This window comes from Streptomyces sp. NPDC107454 (genome assembly GCF_055582885.1).
On sequence record NZ_JBVJPA010000007.1, the window covers coordinates 462,194 to 487,432 of the forward strand.

Consider the following 25,239-nt stretch of genomic DNA (forward strand, 5'->3'; position numbering starts at 1 on the left):
TCCTAGTTACGTACAGCGTACGTAGTGCGCTATGGTCGCCCCATGACAACTACGTACGCCGTACTTAGTGAAGGTCTGGAGAAGAGCTTCGCAACCAAGAGGGAGGTCGTCCACGCGGTGCGCGGGCTCGATCTCGCGGTGGCCGAGGGCACCGTCTGCGGGGTGCTCGGACCGAACGGCGCGGGCAAGACCACGGCGGTGCGCCTGCTCACCACGCTGCTGCGGCCCGACGCGGGGTCCGCCCGGGTCGCCGGGCACGACCTCGTACGCGAGGCGGCCGCGGTGCGCGGCGCCATCGGAGTCACCGGGCAGTACGCCTCCGTCGACGGTGACCTCACCGGCCGGGAGAACCTGCGGCTGTTCGCGCGGCTGCACCGGATGCGGGACGCTCCCACGCGCGCGCGTGAACTCCTCGAACGCTTCGGGCTCGCCGAGGCCGCCGACCGGCCCGCGTCCACCTACTCGGGCGGCATGCGGCGCCGCCTCGACCTCGCGGCGAGCCTGATCCGCCGCCCCGAGGTGCTCTTCCTCGACGAACCCACCACCGGGCTCGACCCGGCCAGCCGCAACCAGATCTGGGAGGCCGTGCGCGCCCTGCGGGGCGAGGGCACGACCGTGGTGCTGACCACGCAGTACCTGGAGGAGGCCGACCGGCTCGCCGACGACATCGCGCTCGTGGACCACGGCCGGGTCGCCCACACCGGATCACCCGCCGAACTCAAGGCGCTCATCGGCTCGTACGCGGAGGTCGTCGTCGCCCACGCCGACGCGATGCCCGGCGCGGCGGCCGTCCTCGACCGGCTCACCGGCTCCGAACCGGCGTTCGCCCCGGAGCGGCACGCGGTCGGCGCGGTGACCACCGATCCGACCCTGACTCTGCCCCGGCTCGTCCGTGAACTCGACGCCGCGGGGGTGCCACTGCTCGACGCGAGCCTGCGCCCGCCGACGCTCGACGACGTCTTCCTGCGCCTCACCGGAGGCCGCACCGACCGCAAGGAGCTTGTGACATGAGCACGTTGGCGTACGACGGGACCGCGATGCTGGGGCGGCACCTGCGGCGGATCCGGCACAATCCCGGGCTGCTGATCCTCACCCAGTCCATGCCGGTCACAATGCTGCTGTTCTTCGGCTATGTCTTCGGCAGCGCCCTCGCGACACCCGGACAGGAGTACCGCGCCTTCCTGCTGCCGGGACTGCTGGTGGCGACCGCCGCCAACGGAATCATGACCGGCATGTTCCAGGCCGCCCAGGACGCGCACCGGGGCGTGATGGACCGCTTCCGCACCCTGCCGATGAGCCGGGCCGCCGTGCCGCTCGGACAGGCGCTCGCGGACCTCGTGGTCACCGCCGTGGGCACGGTGCCGCTGATGCTGGTCGGGCTGGCCGTGGGCTGGCGGATCGAGGGGTCGGCGCTCCGGGCGGTGGCCGGCGTCGGACTCCTGCTGCTCTTCCGGTTCGCGACGACATGGATCGGCATCGTGCTGGGGCTCGCCTCACAGAGCGAGGAGGCGGCCGGGCAACTGGGCGGCGCGACGTTCATCCTGCCACTGCTGTCGAACGCATACATCCCCACCGACAACCTGCCCGGCTGGCTGCGCACGGTGGCCGAGTGGAATCCGATCAGCGCGGTGACCACGGCACTGCGGGACCTCTTCGGGAACGCACCGGTGCCGGACGAGGGCGCCTGGCCGGTGACGCATCCGGTGGCCGGGGCGCTGACCTGGTGCGCCGTCATTCTCGCGGTGTTCGTGCCGCTCGCCGTACGCCGGTACGCGACCGGGGAACGATGAACCCCAACGGGGGCTCGGACATCCGGGGTTGACGACGGCCGAGGGCCTCGCGGAGTGGGGAGACGGAAACCGCCGCGCGCCGCCGGGTGGGAACGAGGCGCACGAAAGGACGAACGGGGGTGCACCCGCGCTCCGGGAACACACCGGGGCGGCGCTGCGTGCCGTGGGGACGACGGGCGGCGAGAACGCAGCGCTTACGCCGGGGCGGTGTGGTCGCCCGAGCGCGGGTTCGAGTACCGCGCGACCGTACTAGTGGCCGCCGAACAGCGAACGACGCAGGCGCTTCAGAGGGGCGAAGAGCGAGACCCGCCGTACGCGCGCGCTCCTCCCGCTGCTGTCGTGCGCGGTGTCACGCGCGGTGAGCTCACGCATCAGCGAAGTCGCCTCGGCCGTCTCGCGCTGCGGGACGGCAGGGCCGCCCAGCACCGCCAGATGGCGGTCGAGGCGCGAACTGGTCGCGCTGCTCCCACAGGTGATCGCAGGGACACGTGCCCTGCTGCGCACTGTTATCTGTTCCATGTCTCTCCCCACCCGTACGAGTCCACCCGGCCCGGGCAGGCTAACCCTATCGCTCCCGCGTGGCACTCGTGTATCACGGTGGCAGGATTCACCTTCCCCGTAAGGGTGTTGACGGTTACTCTCCGAATCCAACCGATTTCAGGGCGAGTTGCGCAACTGGCGTGGTGGTGGGCTGTGCCGAGCCCCCCTGCGGCTCGACGGTGACAGCGAGTGACGTGGCGTTGGTGTTCAGTCCGTCGGCGATCAAGGGCGTGTCGCCCTCGAAGAGCCCGAGGGAGCGCGGTTGCACGTTGGGGCGCATGAGCCACAACTGGTGCACGCGCCCCCCTGACGGAGTGGCAAGTCCGCTCAAGGTCACGACGGCGCGCCGCTCCGATGCGGAGGCGACCACTCCGATTCCGCGGCCCTGTGCATCCCGGTCGCTCGTCGCCCGGGCGTCGGGGGCCGCCAGAACGTGGGCGATCTCACGTGCCTGGGCCCGCTCTTGGTCCAGCTTGTCCTGGGTCTGTGTCGCCTGCACCGCGAAGAGGGACGCCACGACGAGCGCCGCGGCGGCGGTGGCGGTGGAGAGCGGGGCGAGCAGCGACCGGAAGCGCGGGGTCCGGCCGCGCGCCGCGGGCCCGTGCGCTGCGCGCCCACGGGGCACTCCGTTCGGCAACGCCTGCGACGGGTGGGCGGGGTGCGACGGGTCCGGCGCCTCTTGAGGAATCGTGCGTACGGCGGTCAGGACCCGGTCGCGCAGGGCGGCCGGGGCGGGTGCCGTGGTGGACCAGGCGAGCCGCACCGCGTCCTCGCCCAGCTCCCGCACCTCGGCCGCGCACCGGGGGCAGCCCTGCAGATGACGCTCGAACCGGCGGCGTTCGTCGGGTTCCAGCGCGTCGAGGGCGTAGGGGGCGGCGAGCGAGTGCAGATCGCGGCGCAGCAGACGGTCGAGGACGCTCATACGACGCCTCCCTGGGGGTGCGGGGCGCGGCTGGGCAGTTCCAGGGCGCGGATACGGGGGTGTCGGGAGCCGGGGTGCATGCGCTGCGGGTGTGAAGCACGGCCCTGGCGGGCGAACTCGGGGTCCGGCGCGGCAGGCCGGGAGATGAACTCTTGATCCAGCGCGGCAGACTGACGGGCGAACTCCTGATCCAGCGCCGCGGACTGATGCGCGAACTCCAGATCCGGCGCCGCGGACTGATGCGCGAACTCCAGATCCGGCGCCGCGGACTGATGCGCGAACTCCAGATCCGGCGCCGCAGGCTGACGGGCCGGCACGCCGTCCCCGTGGCGCGGTGCCCGACGCGCGCTCATGCCACACCTCCCAGGCAGTGGCGCAACCGTGTCAGTCCGTCGCGCATACGTGTCTTGACCGTGCCGAGCGGCAGGGAGAGGCGCTCGGCGACTTCGCGATAGGTGTAGCCGTCGTAGTAGGCGAGGGTGACGGACTGACGTTGCAACGTGGTCAGCCGCTCCAGGCAGCGGCGCACCCACTCGCGTTCGAGCCCGGCCTCCACCTCCTCGGCGACCTGGTCGAAGGCGGGATGATGGGCGCGCTGCCCCTCGCGCTGCTCGCGTTCGGTGGCCGCGCGGGCGCTGCGGACCCGGTCGACGGCCCGGCGGTGCGCGAGGGTGAGGATCCAGGACAGGGCGCTGCCCCGGCCGGGGTCGAACCGCGCGGCGGAGCGCCAGAGTTCGAGCAACACCTCCTGGGCCACCTCCTCCGACTGGGCCGTGTCCCGCACCACACGGCGTACGAGTCCGAACACGGGCCCGGACACCTGCCCGTACAGCTCCTCGAATGCCTTCTGGTCGCCTCCGGCCACGAGCACCAGAAGTTCGTCCGCCTCCACTCGTTCCCCCCTCTCCGGCCGCGCGCGGCCTGTCCCTGCACCTACATGTTCGCAGCGCGAGCGCCTCCGGATGGGTTACGGATCACGACAGTCAAAACGCGGGTCGGTTGCCAAAGAGTGATGAGGGGCCGCTGAGAACGCCGTGAAAGAAACCGGCCCGTCGGTGAAACGAGCCGCGAAACCCGCCGTAAGAACGTTTGGGATTCGACCAATCCACCCCGGCGACCGCTCCGAATGGCGTGCGTCAGGCAATTGGGAACTGAGGACGGACGGCATGACACCTATCTCCAGGAGTGGCTTGGGACGCAGGAGTCTCGCGACCCTCGTCTGCGGTGCGCTGGCTGCCGGGGGGCTCGTAGCCGCCGGCGTGGCCGCGCTGGACCCCGGGGCGGCCTCCGCCTCCAGTCACCGGGAGGCCCCGCTCATCTCGGGCACTCCCCAGTACGACAACACCGACCTGTACGCCTTCGTCAGCCCGGACAAGCCGGACACAACGACGGTCATCGCGAACTTCATACCCTTCGAGGAGCCGGCCGGCGGGCCGAACTTCTACACGTTCGCCGACGACGCCCAGTACGACATCCACATCGACAACAACGGTGACGCGCAGAGCGAGCTGGTGTACCGGTACACCTTCAAGACGCACCGCAAGAACGGCGACACGTTCCTCTACAACACGGGCCCGGTCAACAGCCTCGACGACCCGGACCTGAACATCACGCAGACCTACGACATCGATCTGCTGCGGATGCACAACCAGAAGCTGATCTCCAAGACGAAGGTCGCGGACGACATCCCGGTCGCGCCGTCGAACGTCGGCAAGGCGTCGATGCCGGACTACACGAAGCTGCGCAACCAGGCCGTGTACAAGCTCGCGGGCGACTCGACGACCTTCGCCGGCCAGGCGGACGACCCGTTCTTCGCCGATCTGCGGGTCTTCGACCTGCTGTACGGCGGCAACCTGTCCGAGGTCGGGCGTGACACGCTCAAGGGCTACAACGTCAACACGCTGGCCCTGCAGGTGCCCAACTACATGATCCAGGAGTCGTCGCACCAGCCGATCGTCGGCATCTGGTCCACCGTCCAGCGCAAGGACGCCCGCGGTTACTACACCCAGGTCTCGCGTCTGGGCAGCCCGCTGGTCAACGAGGTCGTCAACCCGCAGAAGGACAAGGACAAGTTCAACGCGTCCTCGCCCTGGGAGGACGCGCAGTTCCTGAAGAACGTGACCAACCCGGAGCTGCCCAAGCTCATCGAGGCGATCTACAAGATCAAGGCGCCCGCCGAGCCGCGCAACGACCTGGTCGACGTGTTCCTGAAGGGCGTAAAGGGCCTCAACCAGCCGCCCAAGGTGCGCCCGGCGGAGGAGCTGCGACTCAACACCTCGATCAAGCCCAGCATGCACCCCAAGCGGCTCGGTGTGCTCGACGGCGACAACGCGGGCTTCCCGAACGGGCGTCGGCTCACCGACGACGTGATCGACGCCTCGCTGCGGGTCGTCGAGGGCGAGCTCCTCGGCCAGAAGACCGGTCTGTCGGACTCGGTCGACAAGAACGACAAGAGCTTCGAGAAGTCGTTCCCCTACGTGGCCGAGCCCACCTCGGGTTCGCGCGGACCGCTGGCGAAGGGCGCTGGAAGCAACGTCAAGAACCAGCTGGGTGACGCCCTGCAGACGGGCTCCGGCAGCACGAACATCATGCTGATCGCGGGCTCCGCGGCGGCGGGTGTGGCCGGGGTCCTGCTGATCGGCGCCGGCGTCATGTGGTGGCGCCGTCGCATGTACAACCGGGCCTACTGACCGGCCCTGACGACCGGGCCCGTTGACCGGGCCCGGTCCACCGACTGGCGCGGCCCGCACCCCGCCACCCCCCACACCGCGGGCCGCGCCGCCCCACCCCCACGACGACCGTTCACCCCAAGGACTTTGAGGAGAGGGCATGTCCCCGCGTACGAACGAGAGCGCGCCGGAGGGCGAGCCCGACGAGGTGACGACGGCCGACCCACAGCCTCCGCACGACGCTTCCGAGCCCGAACCCGAGCCCGAAGCCGAGCTGCCGGTGGCCGAGGATCACTTGCCCGAGCCCGAAGCCGAGTCGCCCGTGCCCAAAGACCACTTGTCCGTGGTCGAAGACCAGCCGCCCGTGACCGATGAACGCGTCGCCGCCGTCCGGCGGGTGTCCGCCTCGACACGTCGCTGGCGGGCGGCTCAACTCGGGCTCTGCGCAGCCTCGTTGGCCCTCGCTCTCACCGCCGGGGCCGTGATCGTCGGGGCTCTGCGGGACGGCTCGGGCACCGCGGTCGCCGCCACGACCGGTGCCGTGTCACCGGAGTTGCTGGCCGGCGGGAACCTCGACGCCAGCATCACCTCGCTGCAGTCCCATCTCCGCACCCAGCCCGCGGACTTCGACAGCTGGGCCACCCTCGGACTCGCCTACGTCGAGCAGGCCCGCACCAAGGGCGACCCCTCCCGCTACCCCCAGGCGCAGCAGGCACTGGACCGCTCCCTGAAGCTGCGTCCCGGCAACGAGTCGGCGCTCGCCGGCCGCGCCGCCCTCGCCGCCGCCCGGCACGACTTCACCGGCGCCCTGACCTACGCGGACAAGGTGCTGAAGGAGAACCCGTACAGCGAGCGCGCCCTCTCCTCCCGTATCGACGCGCTCGTCGAACTCGGCCGCTACGCCGACGCCTCGAAGGCCGCCGACCTGGCCGACTCGCGCCGACCGGGCGTCCCCGTCTTCACCCGGTACGCCTACGTCCACGAGCTGCGCGGCGATGTGAAGACCGCCCGCCGCGTCCTTCAGCAGGCGCTCGACACGGCGACGAGCCGGGGCGACGTCTCGTACGTGGCGGCGGCGCTCGGCCAACTCGCCTGGAACCAGGGCGACTACGACTCCGCGCTGAAGTACTACGCCCGAGCCCTCGCCGCCGATGACAGCTACCTCCCCGCCCTCGAGGGCCGCGCCCGCGCCCAGGCCGCGCTGGGCGACCAGGCGGCGGCGATCAAGGGCATGGAACAGGTCGTGGAGCGCTATCCGCTCCCCCAACCACTCGTCGAACTGGGTGAGTTGTACGAGGCGCGCGGCCGGGCCGGCGACGCGCAGAAGGCCGGCGACCAGTACGCCCTGGTGACCGCCTGGGTCTCGCTGGCCCACTCCTACGGTGTCAACGCCGACCTGGACACCGCGCTCGCCGCCGCCGACCACGGCAACCGGGGGGACGCGCTCAAGGCTGCCCGCGCCGAGTGGGCCCGCCGCCACACCGTGCACACGGCGGACGCGCTCGCCTGGGCGCTGCACGTCAACGGCCGCGACAAGGAAGCTCTGCCGTACGCCCGCCAGGCCACGGCCACCGGCTACCGCAACGCGTCCTTCCTCTACCACCGCGGCATGATCGAGCGCGCCACCGGTCACGAGAAGGAGGCCCGCGCCTCGCTGAAGTCGGCCCTCGACCTGAACGCGGGCTTCTCACCCCTGGGCGCCCGTGCGGCCCGCAAGGCTCTGGGGGAGGCCAAGTGAAGCCCCTTCGCACGCGCGGCCGGCGGGCGAAGTCCCCGCGGGTGAGGTCGCGTCGGCTGCTCGCCTCCTGCGCGGCCGTCCTCACCGCCGCCTGCGCCCTCGTCCTCGTCCCCACCGCGGCCGCGAGCGCGCATCCGCTCGGCAACTTCACCGTCAACCGGTACGACGGACTCGTCGCCGCCCCCGGGCAGCTGCGCGTCGACCACGTCGAGGACCTCGCCGAGATCCCGGCCACCCAGGCCAAGCCCGACCTCGAGAAGCTCGGTATGACGGACTGGGCCCGGCAGCGCTGCGAGACGGCCGCGAACGGCAGCAAGGTCACCGTCGACGGACATCCGGCCGCGCTCTCCGTCGCCACGAGCCGGGCGAAGCTGCGCCCCGGACAGGCCGGACTCAACACCCTGCGCGTGGAGTGCCGGTTGACGGCCGCGCTGCCCGAGCAGGGCACGGTCTCGCTCGGCTTCCACAGCGCCGGTGCCGACCGGGGACCCGGCTGGCGCGAGATCACCGCGCGCGGCGACCGGATGACGCTGACCGCCTCGGACGTACCGACCAAGTCGGTGTCGCACGAACTGACCAGCTACCCCAAGGCACTGCTCTCCTCCCCCGCCGACACCGCGACCGCGTCCCTGCGGATCCGCCCCGGCGGCCCCGCCCTCGTCGAGGAGCGGCCGCAGGCCCCCGGCGCCTCCATACTGCCCCGGGGCGCCGACCGCTGGACCGAGGCGCTGAACAACCTGGTGGCCCGCCATCACCTCACCGTCGGCTTCGCCGCGCTGGCCCTGCTCATCTCCGTGTTCCTGGGCGCGATGCACGCGCTCGCGCCCGGTCACGGCAAGACCCTGATGGCCGCGACGGCCGCGGCGCGCGGCGGCAAGGCGGGGCTGCGGGACGTGATGCCGCTGGCCGCCTCCGTCACGGTCACCCACACCCTGGGTGTGGTCGCCCTCGGCCTCCTGGTGACGGCCGGCTCGGCCGCGGCGCCCTCCGTGATCGCGTGGCTCGGCATCGCCAGCGGCGTCCTGGTGACCTACGCGGGCGCCACGCTCGTACGCCGGGCCTGGCGCAACCGGCCGCGGCGACCCGGACTTGAGCACGCCCACGACCACGCGCACGGCCACGCGCACGACCACGCCCATGACCACCACGCGCACAGCCACGCCGACGACCACGAGCACGAGCACGGCCACGAGCACGCCGAAGAGCGCGAACGCCCCCTGGTCCTCGCCCACGCCCACGCGTCCGCCGCGACGGCAACGGCGACGGCGACGGACAGCAAGCCGCACACACACGGGCACGAGCGCGGACATTCCCACGACCATGGCCACGACCATGCGCATGGCCACCACCACGACCACGCGCACCCTCACCCCCACTCCCACTCCCACTCGCACGACCCCGCCGTCTCCCCCGCCCTCGAACACACCCACGGCGGCTTCACCCACACCCACGAGGTGGCCCCCACCCTCCGCGGGACGATCCTGCTCGGATTCGCCGGCGGACTCGTGCCCAGCCCCTCCGCCGTGGTCGTCCTGGTGGGCGCGGCGGCGCTGGGACAGGCGTGGTTCGGCCTACTTCTCGTCCTGGCGTACGGCGTCGGTCTCGCCCTGACGCTCACGGCGGCCGGGTTCGCCGTCGTCAAGCTGGGCGACGGGATGAACCGGGCGCTGGCGAAGCGTCCCCGGTGGGCCGGCGGACCGGTCGCGGCGCTGATGCGCCGGAGCGCACCGCTGGGCTCGGCGTTCGTCGTCGTGGCCCTTGGTGCCGGATTGGTACTCAAGGGGGCGACATCCGTACTCGGCTGAGCTACTTTTCTGACATCCTCCCTCACCCTGGAGACGAGGGATTCCAGCCCTTCGGGCTGAGGTTCACGGGCATTCGACCGCTGGCGCAGTGTTACCCCTCCGGCGTGTCCCGCCGCGACCTGGGCAGTATACGAGTTGGCTGCGAATGGGGGACCCGTGTCCGAAGAGCCGGGCAGTGAACGTGTGATCGCGGGCCGCTACCGCCTGCTCTCCCCCTTGGGCGAGGGCGGTATGGGGACCGTGTGGCGCGCCCGTGACGAGGTGCTGCACCGCGAGGTCGCCGTCAAGGAGGTCCGTGCGCCCGCCGGGATCCCGGCGCACGACGTGGAGCGGATGTACGCCCGGCTGGAGCGCGAGGCGTGGGCCGCGGCCCGGGTCGCGAACCGCAATGTGGTGACGGTGTACGACGTGGCGACGCAGGACGGCCGCCCCTGGATCGTCATGGAACTCGTCCGTGGCGTCGCCCTGTCCGACCTGCTGGACTCCGAGGGGCCGCAGTCGCCGCAGCGCGCCGCCGACATCGGCGCCGAGGTGCTCTCCGCCCTGCGGGCCGCACACGAGGCGGGGGTGCTGCACCGCGATGTGAAGCCGGCGAACGTGCTGCTGTCGAACGAGGGCCGGGTCGTCCTCACGGACTTCGGTATCGCGACGGTCGAGGGCAGTTCGGCGCTGACGATGACGGGCGAGGTCATCGGTTCGCCCGAGTTCCTCGCCCCCGAGCGGGCGCTCGGTCGTACGCCCGGGCCCGAGTCCGACCTGTGGTCGCTCGGCGTCCTGTTGTACGCGACAGTCGAGGGCAACTCGCCCTTCCGTCACAACACCCCGCTGAGCACTCTGCGGGCCATCGTCGACGAGCCGCTGCCGCCGCCGCGCCGCGCGGGGCCGCTCGCGCCCGTGATCGAGGGTCTGCTGAGGAAGGACCCGGCCGAGCGGCTGAGCGCCGCGCAGGCGGAGAGCGATCTGCGGCTGGTCGCCGCGGGCGGCTTCCCGGCCGCGGGACCGCCGTCGCCGACCACCCAGTCGCCGACGATCTCCTCGTTCTCCCAGCCCGCGCAGCCGCCGCCGGGATTCGGACCTCCCACGCAGCCGTCCCGGACCTCTCCGCAGGGACCGCAGCCGGGTTACACGCCGTATCCGCCGTACACCGACACCCCCACCTCCACGGAGCCCGTACGCAGCCGGCGCGCGGCCGCCGCCGTGATCGGGGGCGTGATCGCGCTCGCGCTCGCCCTGGGCGGACTGACGTACGCCTTGATCAACCGTGACAACGGCGGCGGGAGCAGCAACGACAGCAGCAGCGGGAGTGGCACCAAGAGCGGTTCCGGCGGCGGGAGTTCGCCGTCCGCGAGCGGCAGCAAGAGCGACACGGCCGCCCCGGGCGGCTCCACGCCCTCGGACAGTCCGTCGAGCAGCGCTCGTACGAGCTCGCCGCCGGCCCAGTCCGTGCAGGTGACGGTGGCGGGTGCGCACACCGACTACTCCGGTTCCTGCCCGCCGCCCCAGGCGCAGGCGCCGACCTTCACGGCGACCTTCACGGTGGGCCGTGTACCGGTGGACGTCCAGTACCGCTGGGTGTTGAAGACGGGCGAGGTGTCCGACCCGGGCTGGAAGACCCTGTCGTTCTCGTCGGACGGCGGCAAAACCAAACAGAAGTCGATCTTCTTGACGACGTACAACGCGAGCGGGACCTTCCAGAACGAGATCAGCGTGGAGGTGCGCAGCCCCGTCCGGACGACGTCCAACTCGGTGCCGTTCTCGGTGACGTGTGTGACGGAGACCCCGTCGGACGAGGCCTCCGCTTCCACGTCTCCGTGAGGGGCGGTCAGGCGGCCGAGGTGAAGACCGGCAGATAGCCGCCGGAGTGGCCGGCCGCGGTGGGGTGGTACGACTCGGTGATGTTCAGCAGGTTCAGGCTGTGCAGCCAGGCACTGCCGGAGCAGAGCTCGTGGCCGGTGAAGGTGCTCCTGACGTCGCCGAAGGTGAAGCCGTGGTCGGCGGCGCGCTTGGCGATGGCGCTGTCCAGGTAGTCGGCGGCGCCGTTGATCGCGGCGCGCTTGGTGTCGGAGAGGCCGAGGCAGGTCGCGCCCAGTTTGTAGAACCTGGGGTAGCCGAGGACGACCACATGGGCGGCGGGCGCCTTCGAGCTGATCGCGGAGTAGAGGGAGTCGAGTTGGCCGGGGAGCGTGGAGTCGACGTAGGCCTTGGCGGTGGCGATGCGGGACAGACAGCCGCTGTCGGACTGGAGCACGCACGTCGTCATGACGTCCGCGAAGCCCGCGTCGTTGCCGCCGATGCTGAGAGAGACGAGGCCGGTGGAGGAGCTGAGCGGGCCCAGCTGGTTCGCCAGGACATCACCCGTACGGGCACCCGAGCAGGCCGTGAAGTCGAACGACGACGGTGAGTGGGCGGCGGCCCAGAGGTAGGGGTACGCCTTCGTGCTGCGCAAGCAGTCGCCGCTGGAGCTGATGTAGCTGCCCGCGCCGACACCGGACGAGTAGGAGTCACCGAGGGCCACGTAGCCGGTGGCCGCGACGGTTCCGGACGCCTGCGCCGTCGCGGCCCCGGTGAGGGTGACGCCGACGGCGAGGAGGAGTGAGGTCACGTATGCCGTAATTCGGGAACGTCTCATGGAACCTCCCTTTAGCAGGATCTCTGCCACAACTGTCGTAGCAGCTACGCGTGTTGACAGGAAGTGTCCATGCCAAGACTTTTCGACCCCCACGACCGTCGTCCGCTGCGATGACGGGGCGTCAACTCCCTTACGCCGAAGCCTGGTCGAAGCCTGAATGACCGCCCCGTGCCGTGCACCGATACGGGTCGCGTCGAAGATCACCCCGCGCGACGCCTCAACCCGCCTGCTCCACAAGGCGGTTCCCCGGAGACGGCCGGCGCCTCCGGGGAACACGCGGTGAACACTCGCGCCCCATGTTTGAAGTCGACCAAGAAGGCCCCATGAGTGCCCACCGCGTCTTGACGGCCCCCAGCCCGCTGCGCGACATTGAAGCCCGGCATCCGGCGCTTCAGGGGGCAAAGTCGCCCATGCAGACCATAGGCATCAAGTCACCTTCATCAGACAGTGACAAGCGGTCGGGACAGGATCCGGGGAGGGACCTGGTCCCGCTGCTCACGGGCATGGCGGTGGCCGTCGCGGGGGTCGGCGCGGTACTCGCGCTCGCCGACGTGGACTCTTCCCTGCGCGGCCCGTTCACGCTCTTCTTCCTGCTCGCCGCGCCAGGAGCCGCCATCGGGGCCGCGCTGCGCGGGCTGGATCCCTTCGCCCGCACGGTGACGTCCGTCGCGGGAGCGATCGCCGTCGACCTCCTTGTCGCCCAGGGCATGCTGGCGGTGCACCGGTGGTCGGTCCATGGCGGAATCGTGGCCGTGACGGCGATCAGCTCTCTCGTTCTCCTCCTCGTGGTGGCACGACGAGTGCGCAAGCGGACGGGGAAAATCAGTTCGAGTCGTTAGGTAACGGCCAAACCAACAAAAACGTGAGACGTCGTTCCAGGCCTTGCCATATGGACGCAATCGTCAATACCGTCATACATCTCACCCGCATCGGACCATCACGCACATGCGATCTAGGGGAGGGCTCAAGATCGCGAAGAGGGTCCGGGGCGGGGCGCGGTAGGGGGGTGCCGTGCTCGGTGACCACACTTGTGCCGAGTCGTGCCGCGCGACCGGTTTCCGCATCCGGAATTCCGTCCTCGGGGTTCCGTCTTCGGACTTCCGCCTTCGGAATCGGCCAGCTTTGCCAGCTCACCCGGCATGCACGGAGATCCATTTCGTCATGCCGTAGGTGAGAACCCCCCTTTCGAACCGGACTAAAAGCCGGACCGCCCAGGGGCGGGCGGTCCACCGGACGAGAGGGACCAGACTCATGAGCTCAGTCCTGCGCCCAGCCGTATCGGGCGAAGATCCGTTAATGGCCGGCAAATACCGGCCGATCTCCTCTCACCTGGCCATAGCGCCGCCGGTGAGTGTCGTGATCCCCGCCATGAATGAGGCGGAGAATCTCCCGTACGTCTTCAAGACCCTTCCCGCCTGGATACACGAAGTGGTTCTTGTCGACGGCAATTCCACGGACAACACCGTCGAGGTGGCCCGTGAACTGTGGCCCGACGTCAAGGTCGTCGAGCAGCAGGGAAAGGGCAAGGGCGACGCCCTGATCACCGGATTCGAGGCGTGCACCGGCGACATCATCGTGATGGTCGACGCGGACGGCTCTGCCGACGGCCACGAGATCGTGTCGTATGTGTCCGCGCTGGTGTCCGGGGCGGACTTCGCCAAGGGGTCGCGGTTCGCCAACGGCGGCGGCACCTCTGACATGACACCGATCCGCAAGCTGGGCAACCGGGTGCTGTGCGCGGCCGTCAACGCCAAGTTCGGCGCCCGCTACACCGACCTCTGCTACGGCTACAACGCGTTCTGGCGACACTGCCTGGACCAGATCGAACTCGACTGCACCGGCTTCGAGGTCGAGACCCTGATGAACATCCGGGTGGTCAAGGCCGGGCTCAAGGTGCAGGAGATACCCAGCCACGAGTACCTCCGCATCCACGGCACGAGCAATCTGCGGGCCGTGCGGGACGGGTTCAGGGTGCTCAAGGTGATCATGGGTGAGCGTTCCAACCGGCGTGCTCTGCGCCGCAGGCCGCACGCCGCCCAGCTCGACTCGGGCCAGGGAGAGGTGTCTTGAGCAGTCCCGACATCTCTGTGGTGATCTGCGTCTACACCGAGGACCGCTGGGAGGACATCCTCGCGGCGGTCTCCTCGGTGCGGGCGCAGTCGCTGCCCGCCCTGGAGACGCTCCTCGTCGTGGACCACAACGCCACCCTGCTCGACCGGCTGAGCAGGGAGTACAAGGAGACCGACGCGGTACGGGTGCTCGCCAACGCGGGCCCGCGCGGCCTGTCCGCGGGCCGCAACACCGGGATCGCCGTCGCGCACGGCGAGATCATCGCGTTCCTCGACGACGACGCCGTGGCCGAGCGCGACTGGCTGCGCCACTTCGCCTCGGGATACGCCGACCCACGGGTCATGGCCGTCGGCGGCCGTACGATGCCGATCTGGGCGTCGGGTCGCCGGCCCGCCTGGTTCCCCGAGGAGTTCGACTGGGTGGTGGGCTGCACGTACAAGGGGCTGCCACCGGGCCGGGTCCAGGTCCGCAACGTCCTGGGCGGAAACGCTTCTTTCCGTCGTACGGCGTTCGACGCGGCGGGCGGCTTCGCGACCGGCATCGGCCGCGACGGCGACAAGCGTCCGCTGGGCTGCGAGGAGACGGAGCTGTGCATCCGCCTCACCCGCGCCCGCCCGGACGCGATCCTGCTGATCGACGACCGCGCGGTCATCCACCACCGGGTACCGGAACCACGCGAGCACTTCGCGTACTTCCGCACCCGCGCCTACGCCGAGGGCCTCTCCAAGGCCCTGGTCGCCCGGAGCGTCGGCGCCGACAAGGGCCTCGAGTCGGAGCGCCGCTACACGACCCGCGTCCTGCCCGCCGGGGTGGCCCGTGGGCTGCGCGACGCCCTGCTCGCCCGCCCGGGCGGCGCCGGCCGGGCGGGCGCCATCGTGGCCGGTGTCCTGACGGCGGCCGGCGGGTACGCACTCGGCAGCGTCCGGGCCCGCAGGGGCGGCGCCACGTTCACCGTGGCCGAGATCGGGAACGGGACCGGGAGCGGTCCGGGACGCGAAGGGGCCGCGGGCCGGGTGCGCGAGGGAGGTGCGGGCCGGTGAAGGACACTCCCGTACCCATCCTCATGTACCACTCCATCGCCGCCGCGCCCAATGACGCGACGCGTGAGCTGTCCGTGGGGCCCGAGGCGTTCGCCGAGCAGATGGCGCTGCTCGGGGACCAGGGGTTCACCCCCGTCGACACGGCGGCGCTGGCGGCGCGTTGGCGGTCCGGCGGACCGCTGCCGGAGCGACCCGTGCTGATCACCTTCGACGACGGTTACGAGGGCGTGCACCGGCACGGGCTGCCCGTGCTGGCCAAGCACGGCTTCGCCGCCACGCTGTTCGTCTCGACGGGGTGGATCAAGGGCGCGTACGACACCGGAGGCGGCCTCGACGCCATGCTGAACTGGGCTCAGGTGCGCGAACTCGCCGCCGAGCAGGTCGAGATCGGCGGGCACAGCCACACACACCCGCAGCTGGACCAGCTCTCCGACGACGCGCTGCGGTTCGAGGTGCTGCGCTGCAAGGAGATCATCGCCGACGAGCTGGGCAGCCGCCCGGCCTCGTTCGCGTACCCCTACGGCTACTCCAGCCGCCGGGTGCGCCAGGTGGTGCGGGAGACGGGCTTCGCCCAGTCGCTCGCCGTCGGCAACGGCCTGGCGCTCCGCCGCCAGGGGCCGTACGCCCTGCAACGCGTGACCGTGCGCCGCAGCACCGGTATCGAGGAGTTCGAGCGGCTCGTGGAGGGCCGCGCGATCGCGCGCAATTTCGTCCGGGACCGCGCACTCACCAAGGGGTACGCCATGGTCCGAAGAGCACGACAGGTCCGCCGGAAGGCCAGCCGTTCCCGTGTCTGACACGACGACCACAGCCCAGGCTTCATCGCCCACCGCCGAGGCGCCCGAGCAACGGCCCGGGCGCCGCCTCCGCCTGCCCGGCCGGGGCCGCAAGGACGGCGGCGGCGGAGGCAACCAACTCTTCCGCAACGCCTACGCCCTGATGCTCAACACCGGGATCTCCGCGGTGCTCGGGCTCGGCTACTGGCTGGTCGCCGCCCGCTACTACTCCGACGCCGCGGTCGGCCAGGGCTCCGCCGCGATCGCCGCGATGAAGCTCCTCGCGGGTCTGACCGCGGTGACCCTGACCGGCGCCCTTGCCCGCTTCATCCCCGTCGCGGGCCGCGCCACCGGACGGCTCATCTTCCGTACGTACGCGGGAAGTTCGGTGGTCGTGGCGCTGGCCGCCGTGGTCTTCCTGCTGACGCTGAACGCATGGGGACCCTCGTACCGCTTCCTGCACGGCCCGCTCAACGGCCTCGGCTTCATCCTGGCGGTCGTCGCCTGGTCGCTGCTGACCCTTCAGGACGGTGTGCTGACCGGACTGCGCAGCGCGCTCTGGGTACCGGTGGGCAACACCGTGTTCTCCGCGGTGAAGCTGGCACTGCTGGTCGGGCTCGCCGCCGCGATCCCGACGACGGGTGTCTTCGTCTCCTGGGTCGCCGCGATCGCCCTGTCGGTGGTACCGCTCGGCCTGCTGGTCTTCCGGCGGCTGGTCCCCCGGCACATCAAGGCGACCGAGGAGCGCGCGAACCCGCCCACGCTCAAGGAGGTCGGACGCTTCCTCGCCGGCGACTACACCGGCTCGCTCTTCTCGCTCGCCGTGGTCTATCTCGTCCCGGTGATCGTCGCCTCGCAGGTCAGCTCCTCCGACAACGCGTACTTCTACATCACCACGACGATCGGCGGCACGGTCAACCTGCTCGCCATCAACATGGGCGCCTCGCTGACCGTCGAGGGCTCGCACGACCCCGCGCGGCTCGCCGCGAACACCCGGGCCGCGATCAAGCGCATGGCCCGGATCATGCTGCCCGTGTGCGGACTGCTGTTCGTCGGAGCTCCGTTCATCCTGCACGTCTTCGGCGACGGCTACGCGCACGCGGCGACCCCGCTGCTGCGCTGGTTCGCGGTCGGCGCGCTGTTGCGGGTCGTCATGGAGACGTACTTCGCGGTGCTGCGCGCCCAGAGCCGCACCTCCGGACTCGCCTATCTGCAGGGCCTGCTGTGCGTCCTGGTCCTCGGCCTGACGGTGCTCCTGCTGCCCCGGATGGGCCTGACCGGGGCGGGCGTCGCGGAGATCTCCAGCCTCGCGGTGATCGTGTCCATCGCCGCGCCCAAGCTGTTCAAGATCGTACGGACCGCGCCGCCCGCCGAACTCCCGGCGGGCGCGGCGCCGGACGGTGACCTCGCCGACCTGGGCGCGCGCGACGTGGCCGCGGCGGGGCCGCGCGAGGCGAAGCGGGGGCCCGCCTGGGCCCTCGACTCCGACACCCTCGCCCTCGGCGTGCACGTCGACTTCGACCACCAGGAACGCCGCCCGGACGTCCGCCCGGGCCCCGGCACCCCGCCCACGGGCACACCCAAGGCACGCCCTGACCACCGCCCGACCTGGGCGCTCAAGCCGCAACTGCCCTCAGTGGGGCTGCCGGTGGAGGCGCGCGAGCCGGGCTCGGAGGCTTCCCTGGGTCCGGCGGAGGCCCCGGAAGTGGACGCCCCCTTCGAAACGGCCTCCTTCGCGTCAGAGGGCACGGACAGCGCCCCGGCGGAGGCGCGGGGACCTGCGCGTCCGGCCACGGACGACCCGCAGCCGCCGGACAACACCACGCCACCCCTTCGCGAACGCCTACGACACCCTTCCAAACCCGGCGTGCTCCTCGGCTTCCTGCTGATCTCCGCACTGCTTCTCTACTGGGTCCCGGCACTGGGCCTCGACGACGCCTCCCTCGACAAGATGGGCGGCCTCGGCCTCATCTCCGTCCTGCCGCTGCCCACCCTGATCGGCGCGGCCCTCCTGATCACGGTCTTCGCCTCGCTGCTCTGGATGAACCGCGAGCACAGGGGCCTGCTGCTCATCACCCTGCTCGCCACCGTGATCTCCCTGCACGCGCTCCCCGCGGTCATCGAGACCGAGCCACGGTTCGCCACCGCCTGGCAGCACCTCGGCTTCATCGACTACATCGACCGCACCGGATCCGCGGTACCCGACCTGGACGCCCGCTGGAGCTGGCCGGGCTTCTTCGCGGGCGCCGCGTTCGTCGCCAGGGCCTGCGGTGTCAGCGACCTCACCGAGGTGATCCGCTGGTGGCCGCTGACCATGCAGCTGCTCTACCTGGCGCCGATGTTCCTGCTCGTGCGGTCGATGCGGGCGAGCTGGCGCGCCAAGTGGACCGGCATCTGGATCTTCGTGCTGAGCGGCTGGGTGGGCCAGGACTACTTCTCCCCACAGGGCTTCACCTACCTCCTCTACCTCGTCTTCGTGGCGATCCTCCTGGTGTGGTTCCGGGCGCCGCGTGTGCTGTGGGCGAAGGTGCGCCCGGGCGAGGCGGAGGTCGAGCCGACGGACCGGCGCCAGCGGGCCGTGCTCCTCATGGTGCTGATCGGCCTGTTCGCGGCGAGCGTCCCGGCACACCAGCTCACCCCGTTCGTGATGCTCGGGGTGCTCGCGGTCCTCGTCCTCGTGGGCCGCTGCGAACTGCGCGGGCTGCCGGTCCTGTTCGCCGTGCTGGTCTCCGTCTGGATCGGCTTCATGGCCGAGCCGTACTGGTCGGGGCACTTCAACGACCTGTTCGGCGGGGTCGGCGGCGTCGGCAGCAATGTGTCGACCTCCGTCTCCGGCCGTATCCAGGGCGGCAGTTCGACGCACAAACTCGTTCTCTACGCGCGCGTGCTGCTCGCCGGCGGTGTGATGGCCTTCGCCTGCTGGGGCTGGTGGCGGCGGCGCGACCACAAGTACCGCGAGCGGTCGCTGCTCGTCCTGACCTTCGTCCCGTTCCTGGGCTTCGGCATGCAGTCGTACGGCGGCGAGATGGCCCTGCGGGTCTTCATGTTCGCCCTGCCGGGGGCGGCGCTGCTGGCCGGCCTCGCCCTCTTCCCGCGCACCGGCGTCACCGCGAAGGAACGGGAGAAGGACCGGGTGAGCCTCGCCCCGCTGGCCGCGCTCATGGCGGGTCTGCTGCTCATGGGCGGCTTCCTGGTCGCCCGTTGGGGCAACGAGTCCTTCGAGCGGATCCGGCCGGGCGAGGTCACGGCCATGAACTACGTGTACGCCCACGACAAGCCGACGGTACGGCTGCTGTGGCTGAGCAACGACACGGTCAACAACGTGACGCCCGCGATGCCGTGGGGCACCCGGGACATGGAGAAGGTGCAGTACGTGCCGACGCTGGCGCCGAGCGACCCGGTCCTGGTGTCCGGGCTGGTCAAGTCGCTCAGGGACGCCGGCCCGAACTCGTACCTCATGATCAACCGCAGCCAGGTGGTCTACCTCCAGATGGACGTGGGCTACTCGGCGACCTGGGAGTCGCGGCTCATCCGCAACCTCGACGACCGGCAGGACCTGAAGAAGGTCCTCGTCAACGACGACGTGACGATGTACGCGCTGCGGGGGCAGCCCGCGGGCAAGGTGCTCGAGCCCAGTCCGGGGCCGATCGGTCCCCTGGTCACCTGGACACCGTGGTCGGTCATCGGCGCGCTGGCGGCGGTGGCGCTCATCATCATGCTGGCGGCGCGGGAGGTCGTACGGGTCGCGGTGCGGCCGAGTGTGCGGCAGCTGCGGTGGCTGCAGAGCAGCTTCTGGTTCTCGCTGCCACTGCTGGCGGTGCTGCTGGCCTCGCTCGTACAGCGGTTCCTGACCATGAAGTAGGACGGCAGGACGACGCCCAGCCGGGCGGAGTGGCTCACCCCGACCCGGGATCACGGGTTCAGCGGGTGAGCCACTTCACTTCGTAGGCCTTCATGTCGAACCGCTTGCCGTCCACCTGCGCGTTGATGGACCGGTTCAGGGTGTTCACGACCAGGACGGCCTTGTCGGTGGCGAGGACGCGGACGTTAGGCACGTCGTCGGGGGCCACGGACACCGTCGCGTACGTGGAGCCGGGGGCGAACGCCCGGCTGAAGCGGGAGACGAGGTCGAGCATGGGCAGGGCGGAGCCCCCGCCGGCACGGTCGGTCGGCGTCCACAGGCAGCCCGCGCAGTCGGTGCCCTTCTCCGTCTCCGGGTTCCAGTAGAAGCCGGAGGTGGCGCCGCCGCGGGCCATCGCGATCAGGCCGGCGGCCTGGACGGCGACGCGGTGGGCCTCGGACCAGCCCGTGCGCTCGTCGTTGCCGTCGGCGGGCTCGACGTAGTACTCGGCCCACCACAGAGGCAGTCCGTGGGTCTGCTCGCGCACCCACCGGCTGACGGCGGTGAACTTGTCGGTGGCCGCGAACTCGTTCGGGAGCAGGTCGTCGTCCTTGGTGTAGCTGGAGCCGTCGACGACGACGAAGTCGGCGCCCACCTTGTTCTTGTTCCAGTAGTCGAAGGCGTCGAGGACCCGCTGGTCCATGGTGCCCCAGGTGCCCTTCAGGGTCGTCGACGCGTTCTCCGTCTGGCGCGGGTCGACGCTGTCCATGACGAGGTAGGGCCCGCCGACCAGGATGTCCTTGTTGACCTTCTTCAGCGCCTTGTAGACGAGGTTGTAGAGCTCGGTGTAGCCCTCGTAGTCCCAGCGGGCCTTGCCGTCGTTCCAGAAGCCCTTGAACTCGTTCCAGACGATGAAGTGACGGACGTCGGGATAGCGCTTGGCGACGGTCGCGGCGAGCGCGGCGAAGTCCGCGTAGTGGGCGCGGTCCGGGGCGGTCTCCAGGGCGGCCTGGCTCCAGTTCGTGTTGTCGGCCCCGGCCTTGCCGCCCTTCATCCAGTCCGGGGAGCAGCACAGGGTGACGACCGGGGTCCCGCCGGACTTCCGCATGAAGTCGATACGGCGGTCCATCTCGGAGAAGTCGTAGCGCCCCTTGGAGGGTTCGGGGTTGCCCGCCCCCCAGCCCATGATGTGCTGGATCTGCGGCAGCGACTGTTTCTGCAGCAGCCCCTCGACGCGCCGGGTGGCCGTGTCACTGCTCTGGTCGGCGCTGTACTGGGTGTGGGTGAAGCCCCAGCCCACCTCGGGTTGCGGCGTTTCGGGCGGGGTGACGGGGGTGCCGTGCACCTTGTCCCCGTCGCGGGTGGTGCCCGCGGTGCTCGCGCCGCCTCCGGGCAGGGTGTTGAGCAAGGTCACCACCAGGGCCAGAGCGGCCACTCCCACGCCGAGCAGCGCGGTGAGCCGCCACCGCCGTGCCCCCGAATTCCACCCATGACGTCCCATCAAGGGCAACAGTAACGGCGGGGATCGGCCGTGGGACAGGGCTTGTAAGACCACAGCCGTGTAACAGGACGGAGGGGATACGGGCAGACACAGCCGACACACAGGACGCACCGCGGAAACCGGGTGCACGGGGCGCCCGCGTGACGGATCATGGCGGCATGTCTGCCAACCCACACGACGCACTGCCGATCCGGCTCAACGTCGACGACAGCGACTCGCCGTCGGACGTCGTCGACGCGCTGTTCCTCGGCCGCTTCGCGACGGGCGAGCAGCCGCACTCGCACGCGGCGAACATCGACCGCGTACGGTCCGGGGCGACGCTCCTCCCGCCGGGCGCCCGCGTGCTGCGCTCGGCCCGCGACGACGACCGCAGCGCCACGCTCGCCGAGGGCGACGGCTGGACACTGCTGGTGTCCCGCTGGAACCGCGGCGCCGATGTCACGGTCACCGCGACCAGCACCGAACTGGCCGCCAAGATCCTCGACCAGGCCACGGACGGCGCGGCGGACGAACCCGAACCCCAGCCGGAGAACGTGACGATGGGGTTCTGGTACGTCTCCCCGCGCCGCGGCCCGCACCGCACCACCCGGCAGATCTCCGCGGGCACGTGGGAGGAGGTGCGGTCGAACTACACCGGGCCGGTGGCGGACGCCATGGACCGGCTGATGAAGACGACGCCCGAGGACATCGCGGGCCGGCTGTTGCTGCTGCACGGCCCGCCCGGCACGGGCAAGACCTCGGCCCTGCGCACCCTGGCCCGTTCCTGGCGCGACTGGTGCCAGGTGGACTGCGTCCTCGACCCGGAGCGGCTCTTCTCCGACGTCGGCTATCTGATGGACATCGCGATCGGCGAGGAGGACGGCACGGGCAAGGGCCGCTGGCGGCTGCTCCTGCTGGAGGACTGCGACGAGCTGATCCGCGGCGAGGCCAAGCACACCGCGGGCCAGGCGCTCTCGCGGCTGCTCAACCTCACCGACGGCCTCCTCGGGCAGGGCCGCAACGTACTCGTGGGCGTCACGACCAACGAGGACCTCGAGCGCCTCCACCCCGCCGTGGTCCGTCCCGGCCGCTGCCTCGCCCGGATCGAGGTCGGCGCGCTGACCCGCCCGGAGGCGGTGAGCTGGCTGGGCACGGAGGAGGGTGTCGGCCGCGACGGCGCGACCCTGGCCGAGCTGTACGCGCTGCGCCGGGGCACGACGCCGACGTCGGTGCCGGACCAGCGGGAGGGCGCGGACGCGGGGCTGTATCTGTAGCTGCCCGGCACCGCGTGCGGTGCTTTGATGGTCGTATGACCCTGTTCGTCGGCACGTCGGGGTGGCAGTACAAGGACTGGCGCGGCGTCCTGTACCCGGACGGGGTGCCGATGCGGCTGTGGCTGGAGGAGTACGCGGCACGGTTCGCCACGGTCGAGATCAACAACGCGTTCTACCGGCTGCCGTCGCGGGAGACCTTCGATAGCTGGCGGGAGCGCACCCCGCCCGACTTCGTCGTCGCCCTCAAGGCGAGCCGCTATCTGACACACATCAAACGGCTGCGTGACCCGGCGGAGCCGGTCGACCGGCTGCTGGGCCACGCCGCCGGGCTCGGCGACCGCCTGGGCCCGGTCCTGCTCCAGCTCCCGCCCACGCTGCACGCCGACCCCGCCCTTCTCGACGAGTGCCTGGGCCGCTTCCCCGCCGACGTCCGGGTCGCGGTCGAACCGCGCCACGACTCCTGGTGGACACCGGAGGTGCGCAAGGTGCTCGAGTCACGGGGCGCCGCCCTGTGCTGGGCCGATGTGCTGGCCCGCCCCGTGACACCTCTGTGGCGGACCGCCGACTGGGGCTACGTCCGCTTCCACGAGGGCCGCGCCCAGCCATGGCCGCGCTACGGCCGGCAGTCCCTGACGACCTGGGTACGGCGCGTCACGGACACCTGGTCCGACGACCACGACGTGTACGCATACTTCAACAACGACCCGAACGCGGCGGCGATCCACGACTCGGTGACCTTCGCCCACGCGGCAAGGACGACGGGCCTGACGGTGACCCGCACGCCGGACAGCCCTCAGTCCCCGTAGGCCGCCCGCAGGGCATCCCGTACGGCGTCCAGCGCGGCGGACTCGGAGAGGCCGAGGCGGTGCACGCGCTCGGCGTACGCCTGTGCGGCCGCCGCCGCTTCACGCTCCGCCGCCGAGCCCGCGGCGGCGACGAACGTCCCGTTGCGGCCGCGTGTCTCGATCACCCCGTCCGACTCCAGCGCCCGGTAGGCCTTGGCGACCGTGTTGGCGGCGAGGCCGAGCTCCTCGGCCAGCCCCCGCACGGTGGGCAGCTTGTAGCCGACCGGCAGCGCGCCGGACCGCGCCTGCTCGGAGATCTGGGCGCGCACCTGTTCGTAGGGCGCGGCCCCCTCATCGATGTGGATCTTCAACGTCACGCAGCGATTGTCCCGTACGGAACGGAAAATGAGAGGCACTCGGACGCACCTCGCGCGTAGCTTTCGACTCCATGACTGTGATCATCAGCGATGTCCGCCCGGACGACCGGCGGCACACCGAGGGCTTCGCCCACATCCGCAACCGCGCCCTCCCCTTCGTGCTGTACACCCCCGAATCCATCGCGTACGACGTCACGCACGCGCACCCCGACGCCCACTACCGCCCGCTGCTCGCGGAGCAGGACGGCGAACCGATCGGCACGGCCCAGGTCGGCATCGCACACGACAGCGCGGAGCCGAATCAGGGCTATCTCAACGTGTACGTCGACCCCGGCCGCGCGCGCCGGGGCGCGGGTTCGCTCCTGGTGCGCGCCGCCGAGGAGCACCTGGCGGCCCTGGGCGCGACCAAGCTCTTCGCCTGGGTCCTGGACGAGCCGGGCAACCGCGCGTTCGCCGAGAAGCACGGCTACCGCGCGAGCCGCTCCGCCCACTTCCTCCGCCTCGACCTGGCGGGCGGCACCCTGCCGCCGCTCCAGGGCCCGCCGCCGGGCGTCGAACTGCGCAAGGGCTCGGACTTCGCCGACGACCCGCGCCCCCTGTTCACCCTGGACGCGGAGACGATGGCGGACGAACCCAGCGACATCCCCCACGAGTTCACGGACTACCAGGCCTGGCTCCAGGAGACCTGGCACCACCCCCTGTTCAGCGCCGAGCTGACCACGGTCGCGCTCGTCGACGGCCGCCCGGCGGCTTTCAGCGCGGCCCGCACGGACGGCGGCACCCGCTACGGCACCGTGATGACGGGCACCGCCGCCGCGTTCCGCGGTCGCGGCCTCGCCAAGCTCGCCAAGAACGACTCGCTGCACCGTGCCCGCGCCGCCGGGTACACGGAGGCGTTCACGGGCAACGACGCCGGCAACGAACCGATGATCGCGATCAACAAGTGGTTCGGCTACGAGATCTGCGGGACGGAGGTGCGGTATGTCCGCGAACTCTCCTGACGCACCTCGCACCGTGGAGGTCGTCCTCGTCAAGTCCGGCCGCACGAAGATCCGTTACCCCGCCGAACTCCTCGCCGACGACGGCACCCGCGTCACCGTGCGCGCGCCGTGGGCGGGCGAGGGCGTCCGCGACTTCGGCTTCGTACGGTTCGAGCCGGGTGATGTCTTCACCGAGTACTACTGGCGGAACCGCTGGTACGCGGTCAAGGAGGTCCGGGACGCCGAGGGCGTACGGAAGGGCTGGTACTGCGACATCACCCGCCCGGCCGCCCTCTCCGGCGGCGAACTGGTCGTCGAGGACCTCGACCTGGACCTGTGGCGCTCCGCGGACGGCACGGACGTACGGCGCCTGGACGAGGACGAGTTCGCCGCGAGCGGCCTCGCGACAACCGATCCGCGGGCCGCGACCGCCGCGCGGAACGCCCTCGACACACTCGAACTCCTGGCCCGCGAGGACGACTTCGAGGCGCTGCTCGGCTAGGGCCGGTACCTGGCGGATGCC

22 protein-coding genes are annotated in these 25,239 nt (G+C 70.9%); 15 read left to right on the forward strand and 7 right to left on the reverse strand.

Translation table 11 applies throughout. The features are described from left to right. Window positions 1-42 precede the first annotated feature (42 nt). Both ACZ69M_RS20340 and ACZ69M_RS20345 read left to right on the forward strand, forming a co-directional pair. Complete coding sequence (locus tag ACZ69M_RS20340) at window positions 43-1,011, forward strand: ATP-binding cassette domain-containing protein (RefSeq protein WP_470051542.1); 969 nt, start codon at window positions 43-45, stop codon at window positions 1,009-1,011. Further along, the gene (locus ACZ69M_RS20345) at window positions 1,008-1,790 is read left to right on the forward strand and encodes an ABC transporter permease (protein WP_470051544.1); all 783 of its coding nucleotides are present in this window, start codon (window positions 1,008-1,010) and stop codon (window positions 1,788-1,790) included. The genes ACZ69M_RS20340 and ACZ69M_RS20345 overlap by 4 nt, the downstream gene beginning before the upstream one ends. A gap of 249 nt (window positions 1,791-2,039) precedes the next feature. On the opposite strand, the gene ACZ69M_RS20350 is transcribed toward ACZ69M_RS20345, so the two are convergent. The 4 genes from ACZ69M_RS20350 to ACZ69M_RS20365 all read right to left on the reverse strand — a co-directional run bounded on the left by ACZ69M_RS20350 (window position 2,040) and on the right by ACZ69M_RS20365 (window position 4,144). Next, the gene (locus tag ACZ69M_RS20350) at window positions 2,040-2,309 is read right to left on the reverse strand and encodes a hypothetical protein (protein ID WP_067365075.1); all 270 of its coding nucleotides are present in this window, start codon (window positions 2,307-2,309) and stop codon (window positions 2,040-2,042) included. Window positions 2,310-2,424: 115 nt separating this feature from the next. After that, on the reverse strand, window positions 2,425-3,252 hold the full coding sequence (locus ACZ69M_RS20355) for an anti-sigma factor (RefSeq protein ID WP_470051546.1): 828 nt from the start codon (window positions 3,250-3,252) through the stop codon (window positions 2,425-2,427). Further along, complete coding sequence (locus ACZ69M_RS20360) at window positions 3,249-3,605, reverse strand: hypothetical protein (protein WP_470051548.1); 357 nt, start codon at window positions 3,603-3,605, stop codon at window positions 3,249-3,251. The genes ACZ69M_RS20355 and ACZ69M_RS20360 overlap by 4 nt, the downstream gene beginning before the upstream one ends. Continuing rightward, a complete protein-coding gene (locus tag ACZ69M_RS20365; RefSeq protein ID WP_470051550.1) occupies window positions 3,602-4,144 on the reverse strand; it encodes a sigma-70 family RNA polymerase sigma factor in 543 nt (180 codons plus the stop codon). The genes ACZ69M_RS20360 and ACZ69M_RS20365 overlap by 4 nt, the downstream gene beginning before the upstream one ends. Before the next feature lie 274 nt (window positions 4,145-4,418). Between ACZ69M_RS20365 and ACZ69M_RS20370 the strand changes: the two genes are divergently transcribed. From ACZ69M_RS20370 to ACZ69M_RS20385, 4 genes are all read left to right on the forward strand, one after another. After that, window positions 4,419-5,942 carry a DUF4331 domain-containing protein gene (locus tag ACZ69M_RS20370; RefSeq protein ID WP_470051552.1) on the forward strand — a complete coding sequence of 508 codons (1,524 nt, stop codon included), beginning with the start codon at window positions 4,419-4,421 and terminating at the stop codon, window positions 5,940-5,942. Window positions 5,943-6,081: 139 nt separating this feature from the next. Then, complete coding sequence (locus ACZ69M_RS20375; protein WP_470051554.1) at window positions 6,082-7,659, forward strand: tetratricopeptide repeat protein; 1,578 nt, start codon at window positions 6,082-6,084, stop codon at window positions 7,657-7,659. Between the two features lie 41 nt (window positions 7,660-7,700). After that, window positions 7,701-9,464 (forward strand): urease accessory protein UreH domain-containing protein, encoded by a 1,764-nt coding sequence (locus ACZ69M_RS20380; protein WP_470051719.1) that lies wholly within the window; start codon window positions 7,701-7,703, stop codon window positions 9,462-9,464. A 156-nt stretch (window positions 9,465-9,620) separates the two neighbouring features. After that, the gene (locus ACZ69M_RS20385; protein ID WP_470051556.1) at window positions 9,621-11,279 is read left to right on the forward strand and encodes a serine/threonine-protein kinase; all 1,659 of its coding nucleotides are present in this window, start codon (window positions 9,621-9,623) and stop codon (window positions 11,277-11,279) included. Between the two features lie 7 nt (window positions 11,280-11,286). Here ACZ69M_RS20385 and ACZ69M_RS20390 read toward each other — a convergent pair whose 3' ends face one another. Then, window positions 11,287-12,093: an SGNH/GDSL hydrolase family protein gene (locus ACZ69M_RS20390; protein ID WP_470051558.1), complete on the reverse strand. Its 807-nt coding sequence runs from the start codon at window positions 12,091-12,093 to the stop codon at window positions 11,287-11,289. 410 nt (window positions 12,094-12,503) lie between these two features. Between ACZ69M_RS20390 and ACZ69M_RS20395 the strand changes: the two genes are divergently transcribed. The 5 genes from ACZ69M_RS20395 (at window position 12,504) to ACZ69M_RS20415 (ending at window position 19,841) form a co-directional block, all read left to right on the forward strand. Further along, window positions 12,504-12,932 (forward strand): hypothetical protein, encoded by a 429-nt coding sequence (locus tag ACZ69M_RS20395; protein ID WP_470051560.1) that lies wholly within the window; start codon window positions 12,504-12,506, stop codon window positions 12,930-12,932. Window positions 12,933-13,344: 412 nt separating this feature from the next. After that, entirely contained in the window at window positions 13,345-14,163 is an 819-nt protein-coding gene (locus ACZ69M_RS20400) for a glycosyltransferase family 2 protein (protein ID WP_054231071.1), read from the forward strand. Next, entirely contained in the window at window positions 14,160-15,203 is a 1,044-nt protein-coding gene (locus ACZ69M_RS20405) for a glycosyltransferase family 2 protein (RefSeq protein ID WP_470051562.1), read from the forward strand. Before ACZ69M_RS20400 ends, ACZ69M_RS20405 begins: the two co-directional genes overlap by 4 nt. Next, complete coding sequence (locus tag ACZ69M_RS20410; RefSeq protein ID WP_470051564.1) at window positions 15,200-16,000, forward strand: polysaccharide deacetylase family protein; 801 nt, start codon at window positions 15,200-15,202, stop codon at window positions 15,998-16,000. The genes ACZ69M_RS20405 and ACZ69M_RS20410 overlap by 4 nt, the downstream gene beginning before the upstream one ends. Next, entirely contained in the window at window positions 15,993-19,841 is a 3,849-nt protein-coding gene (locus ACZ69M_RS20415) for a lipopolysaccharide biosynthesis protein (protein ID WP_470051565.1), read from the forward strand. The genes ACZ69M_RS20410 and ACZ69M_RS20415 overlap by 8 nt, the downstream gene beginning before the upstream one ends. A gap of 58 nt (window positions 19,842-19,899) precedes the next feature. On the opposite strand, the gene ACZ69M_RS20420 is transcribed toward ACZ69M_RS20415, so the two are convergent. Then, entirely contained in the window at window positions 19,900-21,321 is a 1,422-nt protein-coding gene (locus ACZ69M_RS20420) for a GH39 family glycosyl hydrolase (protein ID WP_470051567.1), read from the reverse strand. A 158-nt stretch (window positions 21,322-21,479) separates the two neighbouring features. Here ACZ69M_RS20420 and ACZ69M_RS20425 point away from each other — a divergent pair, with 158 nt between their 5' ends. Then, window positions 21,480-22,574 carry a DUF5925 domain-containing protein gene (locus ACZ69M_RS20425; protein WP_054231066.1) on the forward strand — a complete coding sequence of 365 codons (1,095 nt, stop codon included), beginning with the start codon at window positions 21,480-21,482 and terminating at the stop codon, window positions 22,572-22,574. Between the two features lie 35 nt (window positions 22,575-22,609). Further along, window positions 22,610-23,380, forward strand: a complete 771-nt coding sequence (locus ACZ69M_RS20430) for a DUF72 domain-containing protein (protein ID WP_470051569.1) — start codon at window positions 22,610-22,612, stop codon at window positions 23,378-23,380. Here the strand turns inward: ACZ69M_RS20430 and ACZ69M_RS20435 are convergent. Beyond that, entirely contained in the window at window positions 23,368-23,736 is a 369-nt protein-coding gene (locus ACZ69M_RS20435) for a GntR family transcriptional regulator (protein WP_470051571.1), read from the reverse strand. The two genes, ACZ69M_RS20430 and ACZ69M_RS20435, sit on opposite strands and share 13 nt — an antisense overlap. Before the next feature lie 71 nt (window positions 23,737-23,807). Here ACZ69M_RS20435 and ACZ69M_RS20440 point away from each other — a divergent pair, with 71 nt between their 5' ends. Beyond that, window positions 23,808-24,737 carry a GNAT family N-acetyltransferase gene (locus tag ACZ69M_RS20440; RefSeq protein WP_470051573.1) on the forward strand — a complete coding sequence of 310 codons (930 nt, stop codon included), beginning with the start codon at window positions 23,808-23,810 and terminating at the stop codon, window positions 24,735-24,737. Beyond that, entirely contained in the window at window positions 24,718-25,218 is a 501-nt protein-coding gene (locus ACZ69M_RS20445) for a ribonuclease FAU-1 family protein (RefSeq protein ID WP_470051574.1), read from the forward strand. Before ACZ69M_RS20440 ends, ACZ69M_RS20445 begins: the two co-directional genes overlap by 20 nt. Window positions 25,219-25,239 lie beyond the last annotated feature (21 nt).

Bases quoted from the DNA above. Each gene is read 5' to 3' on its own strand.
- ACZ69M_RS20390 (WP_470051558.1), bottom strand. From the start codon at position 12,093: ATGAGACGTTCCCGAATTACGGCATACGTGACCTCACTCCTCCTCGCC.
- ACZ69M_RS20355 (WP_470051546.1), bottom strand. From the start codon at position 3,252: ATGAGCGTCCTCGACCGTCTGCTGCGCCGCGATCTGCACTCGCTCGCC.
- ACZ69M_RS20400 (WP_054231071.1), top strand. From the start codon at position 13,345: ATGAGCTCAGTCCTGCGCCCAGCCGTATCGGGCGAAGATCCGTTAATG.
- ACZ69M_RS20345 (WP_470051544.1), top strand. From the start codon at position 1,008: ATGAGCACGTTGGCGTACGACGGGACCGCGATGCTGGGGCGGCACCTG.
- ACZ69M_RS20420 (WP_470051567.1), bottom strand. From the start codon at position 21,321: ATGGGACGTCATGGGTGGAATTCGGGGGCACGGCGGTGGCGGCTCACC.
- ACZ69M_RS20430 (WP_470051569.1), top strand. From the start codon at position 22,610: ATGACCCTGTTCGTCGGCACGTCGGGGTGGCAGTACAAGGACTGGCGC.
- ACZ69M_RS20440 (WP_470051573.1), top strand. From the start codon at position 23,808: ATGACTGTGATCATCAGCGATGTCCGCCCGGACGACCGGCGGCACACC.
- ACZ69M_RS20425 (WP_054231066.1), top strand. From the start codon at position 21,480: ATGTCTGCCAACCCACACGACGCACTGCCGATCCGGCTCAACGTCGAC.
- ACZ69M_RS20375 (WP_470051554.1), top strand. From the start codon at position 6,082: ATGTCCCCGCGTACGAACGAGAGCGCGCCGGAGGGCGAGCCCGACGAG.
- ACZ69M_RS20360 (WP_470051548.1), bottom strand. From the start codon at position 3,605: ATGAGCGCGCGTCGGGCACCGCGCCACGGGGACGGCGTGCCGGCCCGT.
- ACZ69M_RS20340 (WP_470051542.1), top strand. From the start codon at position 43: ATGACAACTACGTACGCCGTACTTAGTGAAGGTCTGGAGAAGAGCTTC.
- ACZ69M_RS20445 (WP_470051574.1), top strand. From the start codon at position 24,718: ATGTCCGCGAACTCTCCTGACGCACCTCGCACCGTGGAGGTCGTCCTC.
- ACZ69M_RS20350 (WP_067365075.1), bottom strand. From the start codon at position 2,309: ATGGAACAGATAACAGTGCGCAGCAGGGCACGTGTCCCTGCGATCACC.
- ACZ69M_RS20395 (WP_470051560.1), top strand. From the start codon at position 12,504: ATGCAGACCATAGGCATCAAGTCACCTTCATCAGACAGTGACAAGCGG.
- ACZ69M_RS20370 (WP_470051552.1), top strand. From the start codon at position 4,419: ATGACACCTATCTCCAGGAGTGGCTTGGGACGCAGGAGTCTCGCGACC.